Raw genomic sequence first — 21,943 nt, forward strand, 5'->3', positions numbered from 1 at the left:
TCAGATTTTTTTAATTACAAGTATAAATCGCCCAAACAAACAGTAAACTATGAATAGCTCACGGTTTTTAAGCATACCCGTTCTTGTCGCGTCTGTGATGTGTGTTAGCTCGTGCTCTAGTGTTGCGCAAAACAACAAGCAAAGCCAAGCGACTACTGCAACAGCAAACAACTTGTCTAAAGTATGGGTGGCCGACCAAGGCAACGGAACCTACAAAAACCCAATCCTGCACGCTGATTATTCTGACCCGGATGCGATCCGCGTAGGAGACGACTTTTACATGACCTCTTCCAGCTTCAACGCCGTTCCCGGCTTGCAAATACTGCATTCGAAAGACCTGGTGAACTGGAATCTTATCGGTTACGCGTTAGATAAGAATGTGCCTTCTGATCATTTCTCCAAGCCACAGCACGGCAATGGTGTTTGGGCACCATCCATGCGCCATCACAACGGTGAGTTCTACATCTATTGGGGTGATCCCGACTTCGGCATTTATATGGTGAAAGCGAAAGACCCTGCTGGTCCGTGGGAGAAGCCTGTGCTGGTAAAGGAGGGCAAAGGCCTTATAGACTCTAGCCCGCTTTGGGATGAAGACGGAAACGCTTACCTGGTGCATGCTTACGCTGGTAGCCGTGCAGGTATAAAAAGTGTACTGGCTGTTAACAAGATGAACCCGGAAGGTACTAAAGTGCTGGATGAGGGTGTAATTGTATTTGACGGACACGAGAACCATCCAACCGTAGAAGGTCCCAAGTTCTACAAGCGCGACGGCTACTACTATATCTTTGCTCCGGCAGGTGGTGTAGCTACAGGCTGGCAACTGGTATTACGCTCCAAAAATATCTATGGCCCTTACGAAGAGAAGATCGTGATGGACCAGGGCAAGACAAGTATAAACGGTCCGCACCAGGGGGCTTGGGTTGATACTCCTACTGGTGAAGACTGGTTCCTGCACTTCCAGGACATTGAAGCTTATGGGCGCGTAGTGCACCTGCAGCCCATGAAGTGGAAAGACGGCTGGCCAGTGATAGGAGCAGACAAAGACGGAGATGGTAAAGGCCAACCCGTGATAACGTACAAGAAGCCAAACGTAGGTAAAACTTATGCTGTGGCTACACCTGCGGAGTCGGATGAGTTTGATACTAATAAGCTAGGTCTACAGTGGCAGTGGCACGCAAACCCGAAGGCAACCTGGGCTTTCCCGATGGCTAATAAAGGTAAGCTGCGCCTGTACACTGACCAGGTGCCGGAGAACTTTAAAAACCTATGGGATGTGCCGAACCTGCTGCTTCAGAAGTTTCCGGCAGAATCCTTTACAGCTACTACTAAGTTAACTTTCACGCCGAATGAAAAGCTCCAGAACGAGCGCACAGGCTTGGTAGTGATGGGAGAGGATTATGCCTACATCTCACTGGTGAGCAAAAAAGACGGAATGTATGTAGCTTATACTACTGTGGATGATGCACACAAAGGCACATCTGAAAAAGAGCAGTTGCTGGGCAAGCTAAACGGGAAAGATGTATACTTCCGGGTGGCAGTTGATAAAGGCGCTAAGTGCCAGTTCAGCTACAGCGAGGACGGCAAAAACTTCAAACCCGTTGGCAGCACTTTTACAGCTGTGCCAGGCCGTTGGATAGGTGCCAAAGTAGGCATCTTCGCCACGCGCCAGGATAAAATAAATGATGCTGGCTACGCCGATTACGACTGGTTTAGAATTACGCCAAACACAGCATCTACAACCTCTTTCCAAAGTAAGAAATAACGATTATCACATATGAATACGAAGAAGATATTTGCGAACCGATTTCTGTTACTTGTAGGTTTAGCAGGTGCACTGCAGGTTTCTTGCCAGCGCCAGCCAACTACACAACCAGAAGCCGCTACTGCCAGCAATACAACAAGCACAGCTACTGCACCTGCCCAAGCATTTGATATTTACGAAGGCATTGAGTTTGACATGCCAAAGGTGCTGGAGCCGACCTTTGCTAACAACAGTGTCCGTATAACTGACTTTGGAGCAGTAGGAGACGGAATGACAAAGAACACCCAAGCCTTCGAAAGAGCTATTGCTGCTGTGGCAGCTAAAGGAGGAGGTAAAGTCGTAATTCCGCGGGGCATGTGGGTGACGGGGCCTATCGTGATGAAAAGCAACATCAACCTGCATGCAGAGAATGGCGCGATGGTTATCTTCAGCAAAGACTTTGACGACTATCCGCTGATCAAAACCAGTTTCGAAGGTTTGGATACTTATCGTTGCCAGTCACCTATTTCGGGTAGAGACCTGGTGAACGTGGCGATTACCGGCCCAGGTACATTTGATGGCTCTGGTGATGCCTGGAGACCTGTGAAGAAAGGCAAAATGACAGAAGGGCAGTGGAAAACACTGGTAAAATCCGGAGGCCTGTTAAGTGACGATGGCAAAGTATGGTATCCTTCTGAAAGTTCTAAGCGCGGCGATACAGCAGGTAACTTCAACGTGCCGGACTACGATAGAAAAGAGCAGTTTGAGAGCGTGAAAGACTTTATGCGCCCGGTAATGGTGAGCCTGATCAACTGCAATAAAGTGCTGTTGGATGGCCCTACCTTCCAAAATTCACCTGCCTGGAACCTGCACCCGCTCATGAGCCAAAATGTGATTCTGCGCAATTTGAACGTGCGTAACCCTTGGTACTCACAAAACGGTGACGGACTTGATCTGGAATCATGCAAGAACGCACTGGTGTACAACAACACTTTCGACGTTGGCGACGATGCCATTTGTATCAAGTCAGGTAAAGACGAAGATGGCCGCAGAAGAGGCATTCCGACTGAGAACGTGATCGTGAAAAATAACACGGTGTACCACGGCCACGGCGGTTTTGTGGTAGGCAGCGAGATGTCTGGCGGTGTGAAAAATGTGCACGTATCGAACTGCACCTTTATGGGTACTGATATCGGTCTGCGCTTTAAGAGCACGCGCGGCAGAGGCGGCGTGGTGGAGAACATCTACATCTCCAACATCGACATGATAGATATCCCAACACAAGCTATCAGTTTTAATCTGTTTTACGGTGGCAACTCGCCAGTGCTGGATGATACGCAAAGCTCCGAGACTGAGAAGCGCGATGCACGCCTGCTGCCAGTGACAGAGGAAACGCCGTCTTTCAAGGATATCTACATGAAAAACATTCGTGTGGCGGGTGCCGAGCAGGCGCTGGTGCTGCAGGGCTTACCGGAAATGAACCTTAAAAACGTGGTGCTGGAGAATGCCACACTTAAAGCCAAACAAGGTATCACGGCGGTGGATGCAGATGGTATTAAGCTGATCAATGTAAAAGTAATCGCGGAGAAAGGCCCGGCGCTGACCATTTACAACAGCAAGAACATCGACGTGAACGGACTGACTTACAAAGAAACGCAGGAGCCGGTTGTGCGCGTACTTGGGCCGCTCACGCAGAATGTGAAGCTGGAAAGCAAAGACTTCAAGGATAGCTCCAAGCAGGTTTCGAAAGGAAAAGACCTAAGCAATACAGCGCTTACCATGGAATAAAATTCTGAAAGCAGTACACAGCTTTTGTCTACTGCTTTGATTTTACTTGATGAATTTAGTAGGGCCTATGAAAAGCCTTTTGATGTTTTGTGCATGAATAAAAGCAGTACGAAGAGAAGTATGGAAAGAAGTTTTGCGCATTGCATCACACGTATGCTAGCACATGCTAGTGTGCCGGTGATTTGCCTGTGCGCTGTTTCTTCTACTGGCTGTACCGTGCAAAATAGCAGTGCTACTACAGTTAAAGCAGAAAACACCGCTCTTGCCGAAATTGTAGAGCCAGTAAGGTGGAGCAGGGCGCTATTAGAGCGAGTCCAGAAATGGTATTCCAGTGCTGAAGCCGTCCGCATCGCAGATAATCTTTTGATCTACCAGCACGACAATGGCGGCTGGGATAAGAATACAGACATGGCGATAGCGCTTTCTCCGGAGGAGGAGCAGGAACTAAAGTCACCGGCAGTTAAAGCAGGAATCTCCACCATCGACAACAGAGCTACCTTTACGCAGCTAGAGTACCTGGCAAAAGTATACGCGGCTACCGGTCAGGCAAAGTATAAAGAAAGCTTTTTGCGCGGATTGGATTACCTGCTGGAGGCGCAGTACGACAATGGTGGCTGGCCGCAGTTTTACCCAATTAAGAAAGGCTATTATGAGCACATCACGTTCAATGATGGTGCTATGATGGGCGTAATGCAACTGCTCCGTGATGTGGCGCAGAATAAGGCACCCTACACTTTTGTAAATACGTCCCGAAAAGAATTAGCCGCTACTGCCATTGAAAAAGGCCTTGACGTTATTCTGAAAGCACAAGTAAAGGTAAACGGAAAGCTAACGGCTTGGTGTGCGCAGCACGATCATGTAACCTTAGCCCCTGCTAAAGCCCGAGCCTATGAGCTGGTCTCGCTTAGTGGCGGGGAGAGTATCGGAATTGTAGCGTACCTGATGGAACTAGAGAAGCCGAGCCCAGAGGTTATTCAGGCTGTAAATGGCGCTGTTTCCTGGATGGATCAAGTGAAAATTACAGGTGTTCGTGTAGAGTTAAGGAATGATCCTGCAAAGCAAGAACGTGACCGTGTAGTAGTAACTGATGCCACAGCACCCCCACTTTTAGCCCGCTTTTATGATATCGAAACGAACAAGCCCATGTTTGTTGGCCGTGATGGCGTAGTACACGACAAGCTTGCTGAAATAGAGCGGGAGCGAAGAGGCGGCTACAGCTGGTATGTAGATTTTCCGCAGAAATTAATAGAACAAAAGTACCCGGACTGGAAACAGAAATGGGCAATGCTAAAGTAAATTTTAATATGCAGCAGAAGAAAAGACCCTTGATGAAAAACGCTTTAAAGGTTGGGCTACTGGCTCTCCTTATACTTCCGCTTATGAGCTATATGCAGAAAAAAGAAATCACTCTTTTCCTGGTGGCTGACTCTACCGTAGCCGACAAACCTTACGCAAACGGCAATCCTGAAAAAGGATGGGGGCAGGTGTTCCCGTTATACTTGCAGGAAGGTATAAAAGTAGCGAACCATGCTGTGAATGGTCGCAGTACCAAAAGCTTCCGCGACGAAGGCCGTTGGGATAAAGTGCTGAAGGATATTAAAAAAGGTGATTATGTGATCATCGAGTTTGGTCATAATGACCAGAAGAGTGAAGACCCGAAACGTTATGCGGCACCTGAAACAGATTACCGCAAAAATCTGGAGCGCTACATTGCCGAGACACGCGCCAAAGGAGGTATTCCTGTACTGGCCACACCTATCGTGCGTCGCAAGTTCGAGAACGGGCAACTAGTAGATACGCATAGCAAATATCCGGATGTAGTAAGAGCAGTAGCTGCCGCACAAAACGTGCCCCTGCTGGACCTGGAGAAACGCACCCGTGAACTAGTGTCGCGCTATGGCGAAGAGCGTTCGAAAGACTTATTCCTGCACCTGCAACCAGGCGAGTATGAGTCGCTGCCAGAAGGCCGTCAGGACGATACGCACCTTTCTGCCTATGGGGCTTTTAGAGTAAGTGACCTTGTAGCGCAGGAGATGCAGAAGAACCTGCCAGAAGTGGCTAAATACCTTAAGAAGTAGTCCTTTAAACCAATGAGACTATGGCGCAAGCGTCCGCTTGTGCCTCCATTTTCCTCTGAAATACCGGTACAAGCAGATGCTCGTGCTGATAGATAAGAAACACGAAACACTCCCACATACTATGAACAAGAAACACACGGCTATACTACTGTTGCTGGCCTGCATGGCCTTCGCAGCGTTTGCTCCTGTTAAAAAGAAGCCGGTTAGAATCTACCTGATAGGAGATTCTACAGTAGCGGACTATACCGGCAACTACGACGAGAAAGACTACATGACAGAACGCTACCCTGTAACAGGTTGGGGGCAAGTGTTCCAGCCGTTCATGCGCAAAGACAGCCTTTCACAGATTAGGAATCTCGTTAAAACTGACAGCGTAATTGTGCTGGATAAAGCCAGAGGAGGCCGCAGCACACGCACATTCTTCGAAGAAGGCCGTTGGGCAGAAGTATACAAGGCGCTGCAAAAAGGAGATATCGTGATGATGCAGTTTGGTCACAACGATGCTGCTGAAAACAAGCCGGAGCGCTACACCAATGTAACTGCATTCAAAGAGTACCTGCGCCTGTACGTGAACCAGACCCGCGAAAAAGGAGCAACGCCCATCATACTTACACCTGTTAATCGCAACTACCCCTGGAAGGACGGGAAGCTAGGCAACGTGCACGGCGAGTATCCACAGGCGGCAAAAGCTGTAGCCAAAGAACTAAACGTGCAGCTGATTGACCTGACGCAGCTTTCTATGGATGGCTTCACAGCTAAGGGGCAGGACTACGTGACCAACAACTATTTTATGAACCTGCCAGCAGGTAAGTATGAGGCTTACCCAGACGGACAGGAGGATAACACGCACTTCCAGCCGGAGGGTGCCAAAGCTGTAGCACAAATGGTGTTTAACGGTATGAAGCAGCTGAAGCCAAGCGGTACTTCAGCAAAGAAATAAATCAGCATAGCACTTCAGCGCCAGCAGGTATAGTATAGACTACTTGCTGGCGCTGACAACTTCAGTAAGTATGATCAGTACCAGGCTATACCATTTTCTGCTAAGTATACTTTGCCTCCTTAGTTTCAGTGCCATTTCTCAACCATCCGGAAAAGCCGCCTTAAAACTGTGGTACGATAAACCTGCGGCAAATTGGAACGAGGCGCTGCCTATAGGCAATGGGCGCATTGGGGCAATGGTGTTCGGAACCCCTGCACGAGAGCAAATGCAGCTAAACGAGGAAACTGTTTGGGCCGGCGAACCGGGTAACAACATCAACGAGAACCTCAACAGCGCTCTACCTGAAATTCGTAAGCTGATTTTTGAGGGCAAGTATAAAGAGGCACAGGCGCTCGCCCTGGAGAAAGTGCCGCGTCAAGCCCCGGCCAACCTGAACTATGGGATGCCTTACCAGCCCGTTGGCGATTTATACATTTCCTTTCCCGGTCATGATGCCGCGACAGCATATTACCGCGACTTAAATATCGAACAGGCTACGGCCGCTGTCTCTTATAAAGTAGACGGAGTAACGTTTAAGCGGGAGATGCTTTCGTCTTTCCCCGATAACGTCATCATCATCCGGTTAACTGCCGATAAGCCCAGAAGCATCAGCTGTAAATTAAGTATGGATAGCCCGCACCTGAAGTATGAGGTGGCTACAAAGCAAAACCAGTTGGTGCTAAGCGGCACATCCGGAGACGTAGATAATAAGAAAGGCAAGGTAAAGTTTCAGGCGCAGGTACAGCCTGTGGTGAAGGGTGGGAAAATTTCTACGGAAGGTAAGACGCTCCACATTACAGGAGCTGATGAGGCTACGATCTATGTTTCGATGGCTACCAACTTTAAGAACTACAAAGATTTGAGTGGCAACGAGGCGGAGAAGGCGGCGCAGTTTCTGGCCGCTGCCACCAAGCGCAAGTATAAAAAGGCGCGGGAGGAGCACATCAAAAGCTACAGAAAGTACTTCGACAGAGTATCGCTGGACCTAGGTGTAACAGATGCTGTGCAAAAGCCGACGGATGAGCGCTTGGCAGCCTTTGCTTCCGGTAACGACCCGCACCTGGCAGCGCTATACTTCCAGTTCGGACGCTACTTACTCATTTCAAGTTCACAGCCCGGTACGCAACCAGCAAACCTGCAGGGCATCTGGAATGATAAAGTTTCTCCGCCCTGGGACAGCAAGTATACTGTCAACATCAACACCGAAATGAATTACTGGCCAGCCGAGGTAACCAACCTGCCAGAGATGCACCAGCCGCTTTTTGCCATGGTTAAAGACCTGTCGGAGACTGGCCGCGAGAGTGCCCGCAAAATGTACAATGCCCGAGGCTGGAACATGCACCACAACACCGACCTTTGGCGCATGACCGGCCCGATTGATGGTGCTTTTTATGGGCTTTGGCCGATGGGTGGAGCGTGGTTAACACAGCATATCTGGCAACATTACCTCTTTACCGGTGACAAAGATTTTCTGAAAGAGATGTACCCGATACTCAAAGGAGCTGCTACTTTTTATGCCGATGTGCTGCAGGAAGAGCCAGAGCACAAGTGGTTGGTAGTAGTACCGTCTATGTCGCCCGAAAACAAGCACCAAAGTGATGTGTCCATTGCCGCTGGTACTACCATGGATAACCAATTGGTATTTGATGTATTCTCCAACATCATCAACGCATCCAAGGCTCTGAACACAGACAAAGCCTTTGCAGATTCGCTGAAAAGTATGCGCGACAGGCTGCCGCCGATGCAGGTAGGGCAGCACGGGCAACTGCAGGAGTGGATGCAGGATTGGGACAAAACAGGAGATAAGCACCGGCACGTGTCGCACTTGTATGGCTTGTACCCAAGCAACCAGATATCACCCTTCAGCTACCCGGAGTTGTTTGATGCAGCCAGAACGTCTTTGGTATACCGGGGAGACAAGTCCACGGGCTGGTCTATGGGCTGGAAGGTAAACCTTTGGGCAAGACTACTGGACGGCAATCGCGCCTATAAACTAATACAAGACCAGCTAACGCCAGCCGGAGACGCAGCGAAAGGAGAAGGAGGCGGTACGTATCCGAACCTATTTGATGCGCATCCGCCTTTCCAGATAGACGGCAACTTTGGCTGTACTTCCGGCATAGCTGAAATGCTGCTACAAAGCCACGATGGCACGCTACACTTATTGCCTGCTCTGCCTGATGCGTGGCAAACAGGTGAAGTAAAGGGCTTGGTAGCCAGAGGTGGCTTTACAGTAGATATGAGTTGGGAAAACGGAAAAGTAAAGACGCTGACGGTTCATTCAAAACTTGGCGGAAACTGCCGTATCAGAACGTCAGAGCAGCTGAAACTAGCTGGCAAAGGAGAGTTCAAAACTGCTGCAGGAGCTAATACAAATCCGTTCTATCAGCAAGCGGCCATCAAAGAGCCGGTAGTGAAAGCAACATCTAATCAGCCCAAAACTGACATACGTGAGCAGTTGATGTTTGACTTAGAAACCACACAGGGTAAAACGTATAAACTGGTACTTTGATAATTTGAGAAACTAAAAGCGGTATATATTTTTGTACTAGTGTGCAATCGATAGCGCAGCAAGTAATAGCAGTGAGTGCAAAAGCATTTTTGATAATGAAGTCACTAGAGATATGAAGAAACATATTACAAACGCAATCCTAGGTGTTTTTCTGACAGCAGGTTTGGTTGCCTGTTCAGGAGGATCAGACTCTGAACCTGATCCGCAGCCAGAACCAACACCTGCACCCGCTAGCGGCGTTAGTCCTGACACTAAGCCAGAAGGAGAAGCTATTGCGTTTCCGGGAGCAGAAGGCTTTGGCAAAATAACTACCGGTGGCCGTGGCGGTAAAGTATACATTGTTACTAACCTAAACGACAGCGGCGCAGGCAGCCTCCGAGATGCTATAAATGCTTTTGGGGCTAGAACAGTAGTGTTTGCTGTATCAGGTACCATACAACTCCAATCACCACTAACCATCCGCAACAACGACATAACCATAGCCGGGCAATCAGCACCGAGAGACGGAATCTGTCTGCGCAACTATCCTGTAACTGTGAGTGCCGATAATGTTATTGTGCGCTACATGCGTTTTAGGATGGGTGATGCCAAGGCAGTAGAGGGAGATGCCTTCGGTGGCCGTAACAGGAAGAATATTATCATCGACCATTGCTCGGTGAGTTGGGCTACAGATGAGGTGGCTTCTTTCTACGACAACGAGAACTTTACCATGCAGTGGAGCCTGGTGTCAGAGAGTTTGAATGAGTCTGTTCACGTGAAGGGAGCACATGGCTACGGAGGCATGTGGGGAGGTATGGGAGCCTCGTTCCACCACAACCTGCTAGCGCACCACAACAGTCGTAACCCACGCTTTAACGGTGCCCGTTACCATAAGCAACCAGGTAAAGAGATTGTAGATTACAGAAACAACGTGGTTTACAACTGGGGTAGTAATAGTACTTACGGTGGCGAAGAAGGCAACCACAACATGGTGAACAACTACTACAAAGCAGGTCCGGCTACACCATCCTCCAAGACAAGCCGAATTGTGAACCCAAGTATAAGCGAAGGAAATGGCTACGGCAAGTTTTATGTGACTGGTAACTATGTAGCAGGCAACTCTGCCGTCACAACAGACAACTGGAATGGGGGAGTACAAGGTGCTCCTGCGAGCGAAGTGAAAGTAACACAGCCTTTTGTAGCTATAGCCCTATCAGAGCAAAGCGCCACGGAGGCCTACGAGCAAGTGCTGAATAAAGTAGGAGCCAGCCTTCATCGTGATGCCGTAGATGCTCGCATTATAGCAGATGTGCGGTCAGGTACAGCGACCAAAGGAAAAAATAGCAACGGCATCATCGACTCGCAGGAGGACGTGGGCGGCTGGCCGGAGCTTAAGTCAGCAACAGCGCCTGCCGACGCAGATAAAGACGGTATTCCTGATGCTTGGGAGAGTCAGAACGGCCTTAACCCAAATGAGCCAAAGGATGCCAGCTATTACAAAAAAGGCACGCCTTATACTTACCTGGAGGTGTATCTGAATAGTTTGGTGGAGTAGAGAGTAGCTGTTTCTTAAGTATAGACGCTGTAGTTAGAGCTTTTCAGGGAAACCCACCCCTGCCCCTCCGAGGAGGGGAATTACCCCACCCCAACCCTCCCCTAAAAACAGGGGAGGGAGTCAGGTTATAGCTCTGTCAGCTGTGGCTATCTGAATGATTTCAGTCTTTGGGTTGAGCGTCTTGTGCATGTTGCGGTGCCCTGCAGGGGCAGCCCGCAGCGGAGCGAGGAGCAGCTTCAGGCACACAGCGCGATGCCCGAGGACGAGGCCCCGCTCATATAGGGCCCCTACCCCAGCCGTGAGCGCTCCAAAGCCAAAGGTGAAACAGTGGGTATTTAGGAGCTGGAGGATGAGCAGTGGCTAGGAAGGATAGCTTGTTCGAAGATGTAAGAAACAGTGGCTAAGCAAGTATAGCCAAGGCTAATGCAAGTATGGCTCTGCGAGCCAGTAGAGCTGGAAGCTCTACACCATAGTAGGCACTAGCTGCAAGCTAGCGCCAGCGGCAATGAAAGTATAAGCTGAATCAAGTATGGCCGGAGCTAATACTAGTATGGCTTTGCAAGCCAGTTGAGTTACAAACTCAACATCATAATAGGACACAAGTCAGAAGACTTGCGCCATGAAGGTGTTAAAGGAAGGCGGAAAATCAAAAAGCTTAAAATGAAAAAAAGAAGCATACTTTACCTAACCCTACTGCTTAGCATCCTTACCAACTGTACACAAAAAGCTACTACGGCAACAGCTGTGTCAGCAACGCAAATTGAGCAGGAAAGAGCTATCTCTTTCCCCGGAGCAGAAGGAGCAGGTATGTATACCACAGGCGGGCGTGGCGGTAAAGTATACATCGTTTCGAATCTGAACGACAGCGGACCGGGTAGCTTACGTGAAGCTATTGAGCAGCAGGAGCCAAGAACCATTGTGTTTGCAGTGTCCGGTACTATTGATTTGCAGTCGAGATTAAGTATAGCTGCTGGTGATGTAACCATTGCCGGACAATCAGCACCCGGCGACGGAATCTGTGTGAAAGGCTATCCGGTTACGGTGGCTGCCGATAACGTGATCATCCGCTACATGCGCTTCCGGATGGGCAATGAATATAACCAAGAGGCCGATGCCCTGGGCGGAAGGCAGCATAAGAATATCATGGTAGATCATTGCTCTGTGAGCTGGTCAGTTGATGAGTGTGTATCGTTTTACACCAACGAAGACTTTACCTTGCAATGGAGCATCATCTCCGAAAGCCTCAACTCCTCCCTTCATGCTAAAGGGAGCCACGGTTACGGCGGGATCTGGGGTGGTACACGTGCCTCATTTCATCACAACCTGTTTGCCCACCATAACAGCCGGAACCCGCGTTTTTCAGGATCTAAGTATGAAACTGACGTTCCTAGCAGGAATCTGGATTACCGCAATAACGTGATCTACAACTGGGGCATCAACAGCGCTTACGGCGGTGAAGAGGGCGAGCATAACATGGTCAACAATTATTACAAAGCTGGTCCTGCCACTCCTGATAAGCTTCGCAGCCGCATAGTCAATCCTTCTAAGCCCTATGGCAAGTTTTATGTGCAGGGGAATTATGTGGAGGGTGATGAAAAAGTAAGTCAAGACAACTGGGCAGGCGGAGTGCAATGTGATGACCCTGAAGCTACACGCAGCAGGATAGCTTTTGACGTTGCACCTATGACCACTTTTACAGCACAAGAGGCTTATCAGCAGGTGCTAGCTTCGGCTGGAGCCTCGCATAAGCGTGATGCGGTAGATGCCCGTGTGGTGAACGAGGTAAGAACAGGCACAGCCACCTTTACCGGCGCAAAAAGTGGTAAACCCGGCATCATCGACTCGCAGGAAGAAGTAGGAGGTTGGCCGGAGTTAAAATCCTTGCCCGCCCCGGCTGATGCTGACAAAGACGGCATGCCGGATACTTGGGAGAAAAAGCAAAATCTCAACCCAAACAACAACTCCGATGCCGCTGCTTTCACACTTGATAAAATGTACACCAACCTGGAGGTATACCTCAATAGCCTGGCAAAGCAGCATGTGCCACAGTAAAGTATAAACTCATCGCTGCACCTCGTCGTGTAGCCATCAAAGTATAAAATAGTTACCTTTAAACATGCGTATTTCCCCTCTCTACAGAACCATCTTAAGTAAATTAACGCTTAGCCTTATACTTGCTTTTGCCTGTACTGCCAGTTATGCGCAGCAGGTTAAATCTGACATCGCTAACTTTTACCCGATGCTGGATGCCTACTCCAGTAAGAGCAACGCGAGCTTGTCGTACTTAGCGAAAGATTGGAAGAACACAGCGAAGTGGAGAAAAAACGCGCGGGCGAAGCTTGATGAACTCCTGGCTTTTCATCCGGAGCCTGCCCCGCTCAATTCCCAGGTTTTAAGCACAACAAAGCGAGACGGCTACACGCAGTACCTGGTACGATATAACGTGAATGCGCTGCAAAGCACCGAGGCCTTCTTGCTGGTGCCAGATAACCTGACCAAACCCGCACCGGCCGTAATTGCCTTGCACGACCACGGCGGCTTTTACTATTTCGGGAAGGAAAAACATACTTACACAGATAATCAGCCGGAGATACTGAAAGAGTATGTGCAGAACCTGTACGATGGCAGGTACTATGCTGATGAACTGGCGAAGCGGGGGTTCGTCGTGCTGTGTCCCGATGCCATCTACTTTGGCTCTCAAAAAATAGACCCTGCACTTTTGGTAGATAACAAAGGCTATGAGAAAAAAATAAAGGATGTAGACGAAAGCGAGCGTATCAAAATTTACAACAAACAGGTGGCAGGCCCGAACGAGGTAGCCATGAACAAGACCATACTTACTGCTGGCACTACCTGGCTCGGCATCATCGCCCAAAACGATAGGGTGGCCGTGGATTTCCTGTTGTCGAGGCCAGAGGTAAACCCGGAGCGGATTGGTTGTATCGGCCTTTCATTGGGCGGCTTGCGCAGCAATTACCTGTTCGGGCTTGATGCCAGAATAAAGGTGGGTGTAGTGGCTGCCTTCTCTACGACCTATAACGAGATGCTGCAGCAGCACGCGCACCATACCTGGATGATGTATGTGCCGCGCCAGTATGAGTTCCTGGATTTGCCGGATGTGCCATCCTTAAATGCACCGCGTCCGCTGATGATCATGAACTGCAAGCAGGATAAACTTTTCAGCATAGCAGGCATGCAGGCAGCAGAGCAAAAGCTTTCGAGCATCTACACAAAAATGAAAGCACCCGAAAAGTTTACAGCCCGATACTATGATGCCCCTCACTCCATGACCATTCCGATGCAGGAAGATGCCTTTGCATGGTTAGAGAAGTGGCTGAAGTAGGCTTTTTAGACATAAGATTAAAGTATCAAGACACAAGATTTTTTATGAGTAAAGAGAACAGCGAGTTCATGGCAAGAGTATAGCAGGCTCTGCTCATCATGGTGTGGTGCCCAATACTTAAAGCACGAGCTACAAGCTCACTTAATATTAATCAATGACACTCATTAAGCGAAGGAAAGGCTTACCCAGTTTTTCCAGGAGGCACCTTGTATTGATGCGGTGCCCGCAGGGCAGCCTACAGCGAAGCGATGGCAGCTTCAATACACAGTGTCGAGTGGGAAAACGAGCCCTCGCGGGCTAGAGCGCTCCAAAGATAAAGGTGAAACGAGAGGTATTTGGGAGCTGGAGGATGAACGTTAGCTAGAAAGTATAGCTTATTTGAAGATGTGGTAAGCAGTGGCTATGGAAGCACAAGTTGCTGTTAGCAGAAGCAGTAGAAGACATAAACGGACGTTTGCGCTATAAAGGGTAGATGGCTAAAGTAAGTCGGTTTCCACTCACCACCTAACAAGATTGGTTTGAATAAATATTGTTAACATTTATTTCTGATGTAGACTCCTTTTACAAATGTGAAAACTAAAAGTCTCATGTCTAAAATCTATAAAATATGAAATTAGAACACTTTGCACTAAACGTCGAGAACCCTGTTGAAATGGCTGCCTGGTACACAAAGCATTTAGGGCTAAGCATAGTGAAGCAGCAAAAAGAAGCTCCTTACATGACTTTCCTGGCTGATGATAGCGGCCGTATCATGATAGAGATTTACTGTAATCCAGTTAACGAAGTGCTGCCTTACCGCACCATGAATCCGCTGCTGGTGCACCTGGCTTTTGTTTCTGCTGACCCAGGTCAGGATAAAGAGCGGCTCATGAAGGCGGGTGCCAGCATTGAATCCGACCAGAAACTGGAGGACGGTTCTCACCTGGTCATGCTCCGTGACCCTTGGGGATTGGCTCTGCAGCTTTGTAAAAGAGGCACTCCGATGCTGGCAGCGAAGGAAGATGTAAACCGTGGCTCAAGTGTGCATTAACCGTAGCGTATGAAGATTTATACTTACGCACAGTCGCTCTGCATACTTGCTTTTATGCTTGTTATGGTAGCCTGTGCAACCAAAAGCAATACCTCTGGCAGCACGACAGCAACAGCTGGTGCAGCCGCAGACCCATGGCAACAGGCAGATGCTATACTTGCCCAAATCGTGCCGCCTACATTTCCGGACAAGGATTTTAATATCACCAAGTATGGTGGAGTAGGAGATGGGAAAACTGATAATTCAGCGGCAATTAAAAAAGCCATAGAAACTTGCAGCAGTGCAGGAGGCGGGCGTGTGGTCGTGCCAGCTGGTAACTATCTTTCTGGTCCGATTTACCTGCAAAGCAACGTGAACCTGCACCTCGAAAAAGGCGCTACCATTCTGTTCTCTACAAACCCGAAAGATTACCTGCCCCTGGTGTACACGCGCTGGGAAGGTGTGGAGCTGATGAATTATTCGCCATTGATTTATGCCTTCGAGGAAAAGAATATAGCCGTAACAGGTGAGGGTACACTGGATGGGCAGGCCAACGAAACAAACTGGTGGCCGTGGAAGGGCAACAGAAGGCATGGCTGGAAACCCGGCACACCTAACCAAAACGATGCAGATAAAAGAGCCGCTTTGTTTCAGATGGCAGAAGATAATGTGCCTGTGAGCGAGCGCAAGTTCGGAGAAGGCTTTTATCTGCGTCCGCAGTTTGTGCAGCCATACCGCTGCGAAAACGTGCTGATAGAAGGGGTTACTATCATAAACTCGCCGATGTGGATTCTGAACCCGGTGCTCTGCAATAATGTGACTATACAGGGAGTAAGAGTAGAAAGCCAGGGGCCAAACTCCGACGGCTGCGACCCTGAATCCTGCAAAAATGTACTGATCAAAGACTGCTTCTTTAACACCGGCGACGATTGCATTGCTATCAAATCCGGCAGAAATGCCGACGGCCGCAGAATAAATGTGCCAAGCGAGAACATTGTGATCCAAGGCTGTACCATGGCAAACGGACACGGCGGCGTAGTAATCGGGAGCGAGATTTCGGGTGGTGTCAGAAATGTGTTTGCCGAAAACTGCACCATGAACAGCCCGCTGCTGGATAGGGCTTTAAGAATTAAAACAAGCTCTATGCGTGGTGGTGTGGTCGAGAATATATACCTGCGCAACATTGAAGTAGGGCAGGTAGCAGAGCAAGTGATTCGGGTTAACATGTTCTACGAAGATTCGGGTCCTTACATACCTACTGTGCGCAATGTAGAAGTGCGTAACATGACGGTTCAAAACGGAGGCGATGTAGGCGTTTTACTGGAAGGATACAAAGAGTCTCCTGTTCAGAACCTTCGCCTGATCAATGTGAAGATTAATAATGTAAAGGAGCCTTATAAATTTTCCAACGTGAAGAATATTGAGTTCGAAAACGTCACCATCAACGGAAAGCAGGTTACGCTTCCGGACAGTATATCGCCAGAGGGTTAGATTTGAATCCCTGCCCGTGCGGTTTTATCAATCATCCTGAATTAGAATTCCCAATATCCTATGAAAAAACTAACCAGCCTGCTTATACTTCTGCTAACTGTATCACAGCTTGTGGCGCAGCCTAAAGTATACCCTAGCTCCTTCACTGTAGCGCAAGACGGAAGCGGCGATTTTACCACCATACAGGAAGCCGTAAATGCCGTACGCGACCTATCGCAGCAGCAGGTAACCATCCACATCAAAAACGGTGTGTATCGTGAGAAACTGGTTATCCCGTCTTGGAAGACAAGCATATCGCTGGCTGGCGAAAGCAAGGAAGGTACTGTCATTACCAACAGCGACTACTCTGGTAAAGACTTCCCCGGCAAAGATTTCACAGGCAATCCTAAGTATAGCACTTATACTTCCTACACAGTGCTGGTGCAGGGCAATGATTTTGTAGCCGAAAACCTGACCATAGAAAACGCTGCCGGGCCAGTGGGGCAGGCTGTGGCGCTGCACGTGGAAGGAGACAGAGCCATCATCCGCAATTGCCGCTTAATAGGTAATCAGGACACGCTCTACGCCGCCACCGAAGGCAGCCGGCAGCTTTACCAGGACTGCTACATAGAAGGCACCACGGATTTTATTTTCGGAGAGGCCACGGCTGTGTTTATGAACTGCACTATCAAAAGTCTTAAGAATTCATACATAACAGCCGCTGCCACTTCCCCTCGCCAAAAGTATGGCTTTGTGTTTATCAACTGTAAGCTGATTGCAGATGCTGCCGCTGAGAAAGTATACTTGGGTCGTCCGTGGAGGCCTTATTCTAAAACGGTTTTCCTGAACACTGAAATGGGCATCCACATTCGTCCGGAAGGCTGGGACAACTGGCGCAATCCAGAAAATGAAAAGACGGTGCTGTACGCCGAGTATAACTCCAAAGGTGCCGGTGCCAACGCAAAAAGCCGGGTAGGGTGGTCTAAGCAGCTGTCGGCGAAGGAGGCGAAGCAGTATACGTTGGAGAACATTTTCCCTGACTGGAAGCCGCTGCAGCAGTAAGTATAAAAGTATAAGTATATGAAAGCTACAAGGTATAAACTGATGCTCCGTCTGCTGGTGCTACCTATAATTTGCTGTGCTACAAGTATGGCATATGCGCAAACGAAACAGCAGCAAGTATGGAAACTCAATTCGCTTAATTCAATTGCTGGGCATCGGCCGGAAGTATGGGGTGCGCCTAAAGTAGTGAAAGCGAAAGGTGGTAAAAAGGCAATTCAGTTTAACGGCAAGAACGACGGCCTGCTGCTGGATACAAACCCCATTGCCGGTGCCGAAGAGTTTACAATAGAGCTAGAACTAAAGCCCTACGCTGCCTTCCCCGAAAATGTGGAGCAACGCTTTCTGCACATTCAGGACCCCAACAACGATAAGCGCAGAATCCTAATCGAACTTAGGCTGAACGACAAAGGCCAATGGTACCCTGACCTTTTCATGCGAACCGAAGACGCCTCCCTTACGCTCATAGACGCAACTAAAACGCACCCGGTAAATGAGTGGGCAAGTATAAAATTAACCTATAAAGATGGGCAGATGAAAGGCTATGTGAATGGAGTTGAAGAGTTGTCGGGCGAGATAGATTACCACCCTATCAGTTCGTCTGCCAAAACCTCGCTAGGCACCCGCATGGACAAACGCTCCTGGTTTAATGGTGAGCTAAGAGAGGTAAGGTTTAGTGACAGGGTAGAGTAAGCGCTCTGATTTATACTTATGCGCGTTAAAACTGAGAGAGTGTTAAGGATTTCCGAGATGAGCAACTGTCATATATCAACAGCGGCTGGGGCAGAAGTATCAATGCTGTAGTTTCGGCTGTTGCAGTAAACCCACCCCTAACTTCTCCGGGGAGGGGAATTACCCCACCCCAACCCTCTCCTAGAAACAGGGGAGGTAGTCTGGTTATAACTCTGTCAGCAGCGGCTATCTGAAACTTTCCCAGTCTTTCCGTTGAGCGCCTTGTGCATATTGCGGTGCCCGCTAGGGCAGCCGGAGCAGAGCGGAGGCAGCTTCAGGCACACAGCGCGATGCGGGAAGACGAGGCCTCCAAAGCCAAAGGTGAAACGATGGGTGAGTGGGAGCTGGAGGATGAGCAGTAGCTAGATAGGATAGCTTGGTTGAAGATGCAAAAGCAGCGGCTATGGAAGTATAACCTTCGCTCTGCAAGTATAACAAGTATAGCCGAGGCTATTCAGGTATGGCTTCTCAAGCCTGCTGAGTTATAAACTCAATATCATTTTTAGGGCATAAGATCTTCAGACTTGCGCCATAGGCAGCGGGAGGGAAAGCAGCGGCTTTAGAAAAGTGCGACAGATGCTAACAACTCATCAGTAAAGACAATAAAAAAGCCTCTCAACATACTAGAGAGGCTTTTCTATACTTATACTTCAGAAATCGCTACAGCGAAATACCGCGTTTCCAGGGAATGAAATCATCCTGATCTAGTAGCTGCGCCTTGGTTTTAACATTACCACTGGCAACCTCAATAATCAGGTCCAGCATGTCAGCGCCCATTTCCTCAATGGTCTTCTCACCGGCAATAACTGGTCCTGTATCTATATCTATAATATCCGGCATACGCTCCGCCAGTTTGGTGTTAGATGACACCTTTATAACAGGAGTGACAGGATTACCAGTTGGCGTACCCAGGCCAGTTGTGAAAAGTATGATGTTTGCGCCAGAACCAGCCATTGCGGTGGTGCTTTCTACATCGTTGCCCGGTGTGCAAAGCAGTGTTAAACCTGGCTTGGTAGCATACTCTGTATAATCCAGCACATCCACTACCGGAGAAGTACCGCCTTTCTTGGCAGCACCCGCTGATTTGATAGCATCCGTAATCAATCCGTCTTTAATGTTGCCTGGGCTTGGGTTCATGTCAAAGCCAGATCCTACGGCTTCTGCAGCATGGGCATAGGCACGCATCAGTTGCACAAAGCGATCGGCCGTTTTATCATCTACGCAGCGGTTAATCAACTCCTGCTCCACGCCGCACAACTCTGGGAATTCAGAAAGCATGGATTTTCCGCCGAGGGCCACAATCAGGTCAGATGCCTGGCCTACGGTAGGGTTTGCCGAGATGCCCGAGAAGCCATCAGAACCACCGCACTCCAGGCCGATTACCAGTTTGCTGAGTGGTGCAGGCTCGCGCCTAACTTTATCAGCCTCGATAAGGGCAAGGAAAGTTCTTCTGATAGCCTGTGTAAGCAGCTCCTGTTCTGTTCCTTCCTGCTGCTGCTCCAACACGATCAGCGGCTTTTTAAAGTTCGGATTCAGGGCACGTAGCTTTTCTTCCAATATGCCAACCTGCGCATTCTGGCAGCCTAGGCTAAGCACCGTAGCACCTGCCACATTGGGGTTGTGAATATACCCGGCCAGCAATGCGCATAGGGCGTCAGAGTCTTGGCGGATACCGCCGCAACCGCCTTCGTGTGTCAGAAACTTTATCCCGTCTATGTTTTCGAAAATGCGCTTTTGCCCGTTGCCGTTGTAGCCTTGTAGCGGTAACTGCGCAATTTCATTCACCTTGCCAGCTTGGTAGAGGTCCACCATCTGCTGCACATAAGTTTTATACACATCCTGGCGGCCAAAGCCCAGCTCTTCCATAAAAGCCTGCTTGATGATGTTTACATTGCGGTTCTCGCAGAACACCAGCGGAATTACCAGCCAATAGTTAGCAGTACCTACCTGGCCATCTTCGCGATGAAAACCCATGAATGTTTTACCAGCCCACTTAGATACATCAGGGGCAGTCCAGTCCAGGGTTTTGTTTTTTCCGCTGAATGTGTTAGCCTGGTGCTTTACATTCTCCGTGGATATTCTGGCACCGGCAGCAATAGGTTCAACGGCCTTGCCCACTAATGTGCCATACATAATAATCTCCTGGCCGGGAGCCATATCTTGTTGCGTGAATTTATGCTTGGCAGGAATTCCCTCTATCAGCGAAAGAGAGATGCTGTCATAAGTTATTTCCTCTCCAGCTTGTAAATCTGTAAGCGCCACCAGAACATTATCGTTAGGGTGTACTTTTAGTATCTTGTGTGACATGATTTTCTTATGTTTTTTGTGCAATCGATTGCACTTATGCAAATAATATAAATATTTTGGAGAAACAGAAATTTAAAGTGCAAAAAATGAAAGTGATGACTCACTTTTTACAACTTAGATCAGTTTAAGGTTTAATGATAACTGGATTATCCAGAAGGCTGTGCTTACGTTAGTAAAGTATAATGTGAGTCATTATATAACACATGATATGCTAGAACAATTCTCATTACAAGGAAAAGTAGTTGTAATAACCGGAGCCACAGGAGTGTTAGGAGAGGCCTTTTCCCTTGCTGTAGGTAAAGCAGGAGCGAAGGTAGCTATACTTGGCCGGAACAAAGAGCGGGCAGAAGCGCGCGTAAAAGCTATTGAAGCAAACGGAGGCGAAGCCATTGCCATACTTGGCGATGTGCTAAACGAAGCTGCTATGCTTACTGCTAAAAACGAAGTGCTTGAAAAATGGGGCACCATTGATGGCTTGGTAAACGCAGCAGGAGGTAATATACCTGGGGCCACCATCACACCAGATCAGAATATTTTTGATGCTAGTGTAGAAGATACCCGAAAGGCCGTAGACCTTAATTTGTTCGGGACAATTATACCAACCAAGGTTTTCGGAAGCGTGATGGCCGAAAAAGGTAAAGGCTCTATCGTAAACATTTCCTCTATTGCAGCGCAACGGCCCCTGACCAGGGTGCTCGGCTATACTTTGGCTAAAACGGCCATTGATGCCTACACTAAATGGATGGCTATAGAATTAGGGTTGCGTTACGGCGATGGCATTCGGGTAAATTCGCTGGCTCCTGGTGTATTCCTGACAGAGCAAAATAGAAACCTGCTGCTCGACAAAGAGGGGAGCTATACTGACAGGGCTCAGAAGTTTGTAACCAATACGCCTTATCAGCGCCTGGGTAAGCCAGAAGAACTGGCTGGCACACTCGTTTTTCTGCTGAGCGATGCCTCGAGGTTTATGACAGGAGAAGTGCTGCTGGTAGATGGAGGCTTTAGTGCCTATAGTGGCGTATAGCTACCTACAAACTGTTCTTGCAAAACAGCTTGCTACATGCCGGCCCCTTTAGAACTTGTTTGCATTTCGTTTTTGCGAGCGAAACTTGAATGGAATGGGTTCTGGCAAAGCGGTTTTAGAGCTTCATAGCAGCGCTATGGGGCGATAAAAGCGTAAAGCCACGCTCCGTTACAAGCAGGTTGCAGCGCAAAGGATGAATTTTAAACATGCTCTTAAGTTTGTTTCGGTTTTATCTCAAGATAAGCCTATATCCATAGAGGTTTCAGAGGAGACTTGTTGTGGCATACTAATGTTAATAAAATGAAGCGGTATAAAACGAAAATGGCAAAAGGATTCCTGAATCATAAAGAAAACCTTAATTTAACAT

General features: G+C 48.6%; 16 protein-coding genes. 15 read left to right on the top strand and 1 reads right to left on the bottom strand.

Annotation, left to right across the window (positions count from 1 at the left end; translation table 11 throughout):
* Positions 1-49: 49 nt before the first annotated feature.
* From ACFQ2O_RS03035 to ACFQ2O_RS03100, 14 genes are all read left to right on the top strand, one after another.
* Entirely contained in the window at positions 50-1,762 is a 1,713-nt protein-coding gene (locus ACFQ2O_RS03035) for a glycoside hydrolase family 43 protein (RefSeq protein WP_377522815.1), read from the top strand.
* Between the two features lie 12 nt (positions 1,763-1,774).
* Positions 1,775-3,529, top strand: a complete 1,755-nt coding sequence (locus ACFQ2O_RS03040; protein ID WP_377522816.1) for a glycoside hydrolase family 28 protein — start codon at positions 1,775-1,777, stop codon at positions 3,527-3,529.
* A gap of 120 nt (positions 3,530-3,649) precedes the next feature.
* On the top strand, positions 3,650-4,825 hold the full coding sequence (gene pelA / locus ACFQ2O_RS03045; protein WP_377522819.1) for a pectate lyase: 1,176 nt from the start codon (positions 3,650-3,652) through the stop codon (positions 4,823-4,825).
* A 32-nt stretch (positions 4,826-4,857) separates the two neighbouring features.
* Positions 4,858-5,607 carry a rhamnogalacturonan acetylesterase gene (locus ACFQ2O_RS03050; RefSeq protein WP_377522820.1) on the top strand — a complete coding sequence of 250 codons (750 nt, stop codon included), beginning with the start codon at positions 4,858-4,860 and terminating at the stop codon, positions 5,605-5,607.
* Positions 5,608-5,728: 121 nt separating this feature from the next.
* Positions 5,729-6,547 carry a rhamnogalacturonan acetylesterase gene (locus ACFQ2O_RS03055; protein WP_377522822.1) on the top strand — a complete coding sequence of 273 codons (819 nt, stop codon included), beginning with the start codon at positions 5,729-5,731 and terminating at the stop codon, positions 6,545-6,547.
* 70 nt (positions 6,548-6,617) lie between these two features.
* Positions 6,618-9,098: a glycoside hydrolase family 95 protein gene (locus tag ACFQ2O_RS03060; RefSeq protein WP_377522823.1), complete on the top strand. Its 2,481-nt coding sequence runs from the start codon at positions 6,618-6,620 to the stop codon at positions 9,096-9,098.
* A gap of 112 nt (positions 9,099-9,210) precedes the next feature.
* Complete coding sequence (locus ACFQ2O_RS03065) at positions 9,211-10,632, top strand: pectate lyase family protein (protein WP_377522825.1); 1,422 nt, start codon at positions 9,211-9,213, stop codon at positions 10,630-10,632.
* A 660-nt stretch (positions 10,633-11,292) separates the two neighbouring features.
* Entirely contained in the window at positions 11,293-12,684 is a 1,392-nt protein-coding gene (locus ACFQ2O_RS03070) for a pectate lyase family protein (protein ID WP_377522826.1), read from the top strand.
* Between the two features lie 64 nt (positions 12,685-12,748).
* Positions 12,749-13,975 carry a dienelactone hydrolase family protein gene (locus ACFQ2O_RS03075; RefSeq protein WP_377522827.1) on the top strand — a complete coding sequence of 409 codons (1,227 nt, stop codon included), beginning with the start codon at positions 12,749-12,751 and terminating at the stop codon, positions 13,973-13,975.
* Between the two features lie 607 nt (positions 13,976-14,582).
* Positions 14,583-15,005, top strand: coding sequence for a VOC family protein (locus tag ACFQ2O_RS03080; RefSeq protein WP_377522829.1), 423 nt, complete (start codon positions 14,583-14,585; stop codon positions 15,003-15,005).
* 9 nt (positions 15,006-15,014) lie between these two features.
* Complete coding sequence (locus ACFQ2O_RS03085; protein WP_377522830.1) at positions 15,015-16,475, top strand: glycoside hydrolase family 28 protein; 1,461 nt, start codon at positions 15,015-15,017, stop codon at positions 16,473-16,475.
* Between the two features lie 60 nt (positions 16,476-16,535).
* A complete protein-coding gene (locus tag ACFQ2O_RS03090) occupies positions 16,536-17,516 on the top strand; it encodes a pectinesterase family protein (protein WP_377522831.1) in 981 nt (326 codons plus the stop codon).
* Positions 17,517-17,534: 18 nt separating this feature from the next.
* Positions 17,535-18,206 carry a LamG-like jellyroll fold domain-containing protein gene (locus ACFQ2O_RS03095; protein ID WP_377522832.1) on the top strand — a complete coding sequence of 224 codons (672 nt, stop codon included), beginning with the start codon at positions 17,535-17,537 and terminating at the stop codon, positions 18,204-18,206.
* Positions 18,207-18,481: 275 nt separating this feature from the next.
* Positions 18,482-18,607, top strand: coding sequence for a hypothetical protein (locus ACFQ2O_RS03100; protein WP_377522834.1), 126 nt, complete (start codon positions 18,482-18,484; stop codon positions 18,605-18,607).
* A gap of 298 nt (positions 18,608-18,905) precedes the next feature.
* Here the strand turns inward: ACFQ2O_RS03100 and ACFQ2O_RS03105 are convergent, their stop codons facing one another.
* Entirely contained in the window at positions 18,906-20,552 is a 1,647-nt protein-coding gene (locus tag ACFQ2O_RS03105) for a UxaA family hydrolase (protein ID WP_377522836.1), read from the bottom strand.
* Between the two features lie 208 nt (positions 20,553-20,760).
* Here ACFQ2O_RS03105 and ACFQ2O_RS03110 point away from each other — a divergent pair, with 208 nt between their 5' ends.
* Positions 20,761-21,576: an SDR family oxidoreductase gene (locus tag ACFQ2O_RS03110; RefSeq protein WP_377522839.1), complete on the top strand. Its 816-nt coding sequence runs from the start codon at positions 20,761-20,763 to the stop codon at positions 21,574-21,576.
* Positions 21,577-21,943 lie beyond the last annotated feature (367 nt).

The organism is Pontibacter rugosus (assembly GCF_042678745.1).
GTDB lineage: Bacteria > Bacteroidota > Bacteroidia > Cytophagales > Hymenobacteraceae > Pontibacter > Pontibacter rugosus.

Bases quoted from the DNA above. Each gene is read 5' to 3' on its own strand.
- ACFQ2O_RS03035 (WP_377522815.1), top strand. From the start codon at position 50: ATGAATAGCTCACGGTTTTTAAGCATACCCGTTCTTGTCGCGTCTGTG.
- ACFQ2O_RS03040 (WP_377522816.1), top strand. From the start codon at position 1,775: ATGAATACGAAGAAGATATTTGCGAACCGATTTCTGTTACTTGTAGGT.
- pelA (WP_377522819.1), top strand. From the start codon at position 3,650: ATGGAAAGAAGTTTTGCGCATTGCATCACACGTATGCTAGCACATGCT.
- ACFQ2O_RS03050 (WP_377522820.1), top strand. From the start codon at position 4,858: ATGAAAAACGCTTTAAAGGTTGGGCTACTGGCTCTCCTTATACTTCCG.
- ACFQ2O_RS03055 (WP_377522822.1), top strand. From the start codon at position 5,729: ATGAACAAGAAACACACGGCTATACTACTGTTGCTGGCCTGCATGGCC.
- ACFQ2O_RS03060 (WP_377522823.1), top strand. From the start codon at position 6,618: ATGATCAGTACCAGGCTATACCATTTTCTGCTAAGTATACTTTGCCTC.
- ACFQ2O_RS03065 (WP_377522825.1), top strand. From the start codon at position 9,211: ATGAAGAAACATATTACAAACGCAATCCTAGGTGTTTTTCTGACAGCA.
- ACFQ2O_RS03070 (WP_377522826.1), top strand. From the start codon at position 11,293: ATGAAAAAAAGAAGCATACTTTACCTAACCCTACTGCTTAGCATCCTT.
- ACFQ2O_RS03075 (WP_377522827.1), top strand. From the start codon at position 12,749: ATGCGTATTTCCCCTCTCTACAGAACCATCTTAAGTAAATTAACGCTT.
- ACFQ2O_RS03080 (WP_377522829.1), top strand. From the start codon at position 14,583: ATGAAATTAGAACACTTTGCACTAAACGTCGAGAACCCTGTTGAAATG.
- ACFQ2O_RS03085 (WP_377522830.1), top strand. From the start codon at position 15,015: ATGAAGATTTATACTTACGCACAGTCGCTCTGCATACTTGCTTTTATG.
- ACFQ2O_RS03090 (WP_377522831.1), top strand. From the start codon at position 16,536: ATGAAAAAACTAACCAGCCTGCTTATACTTCTGCTAACTGTATCACAG.
- ACFQ2O_RS03095 (WP_377522832.1), top strand. From the start codon at position 17,535: ATGAAAGCTACAAGGTATAAACTGATGCTCCGTCTGCTGGTGCTACCT.
- ACFQ2O_RS03105 (WP_377522836.1), bottom strand. From the start codon at position 20,552: ATGTCACACAAGATACTAAAAGTACACCCTAACGATAATGTTCTGGTG.
- ACFQ2O_RS03110 (WP_377522839.1), top strand. From the start codon at position 20,761: ATGCTAGAACAATTCTCATTACAAGGAAAAGTAGTTGTAATAACCGGA.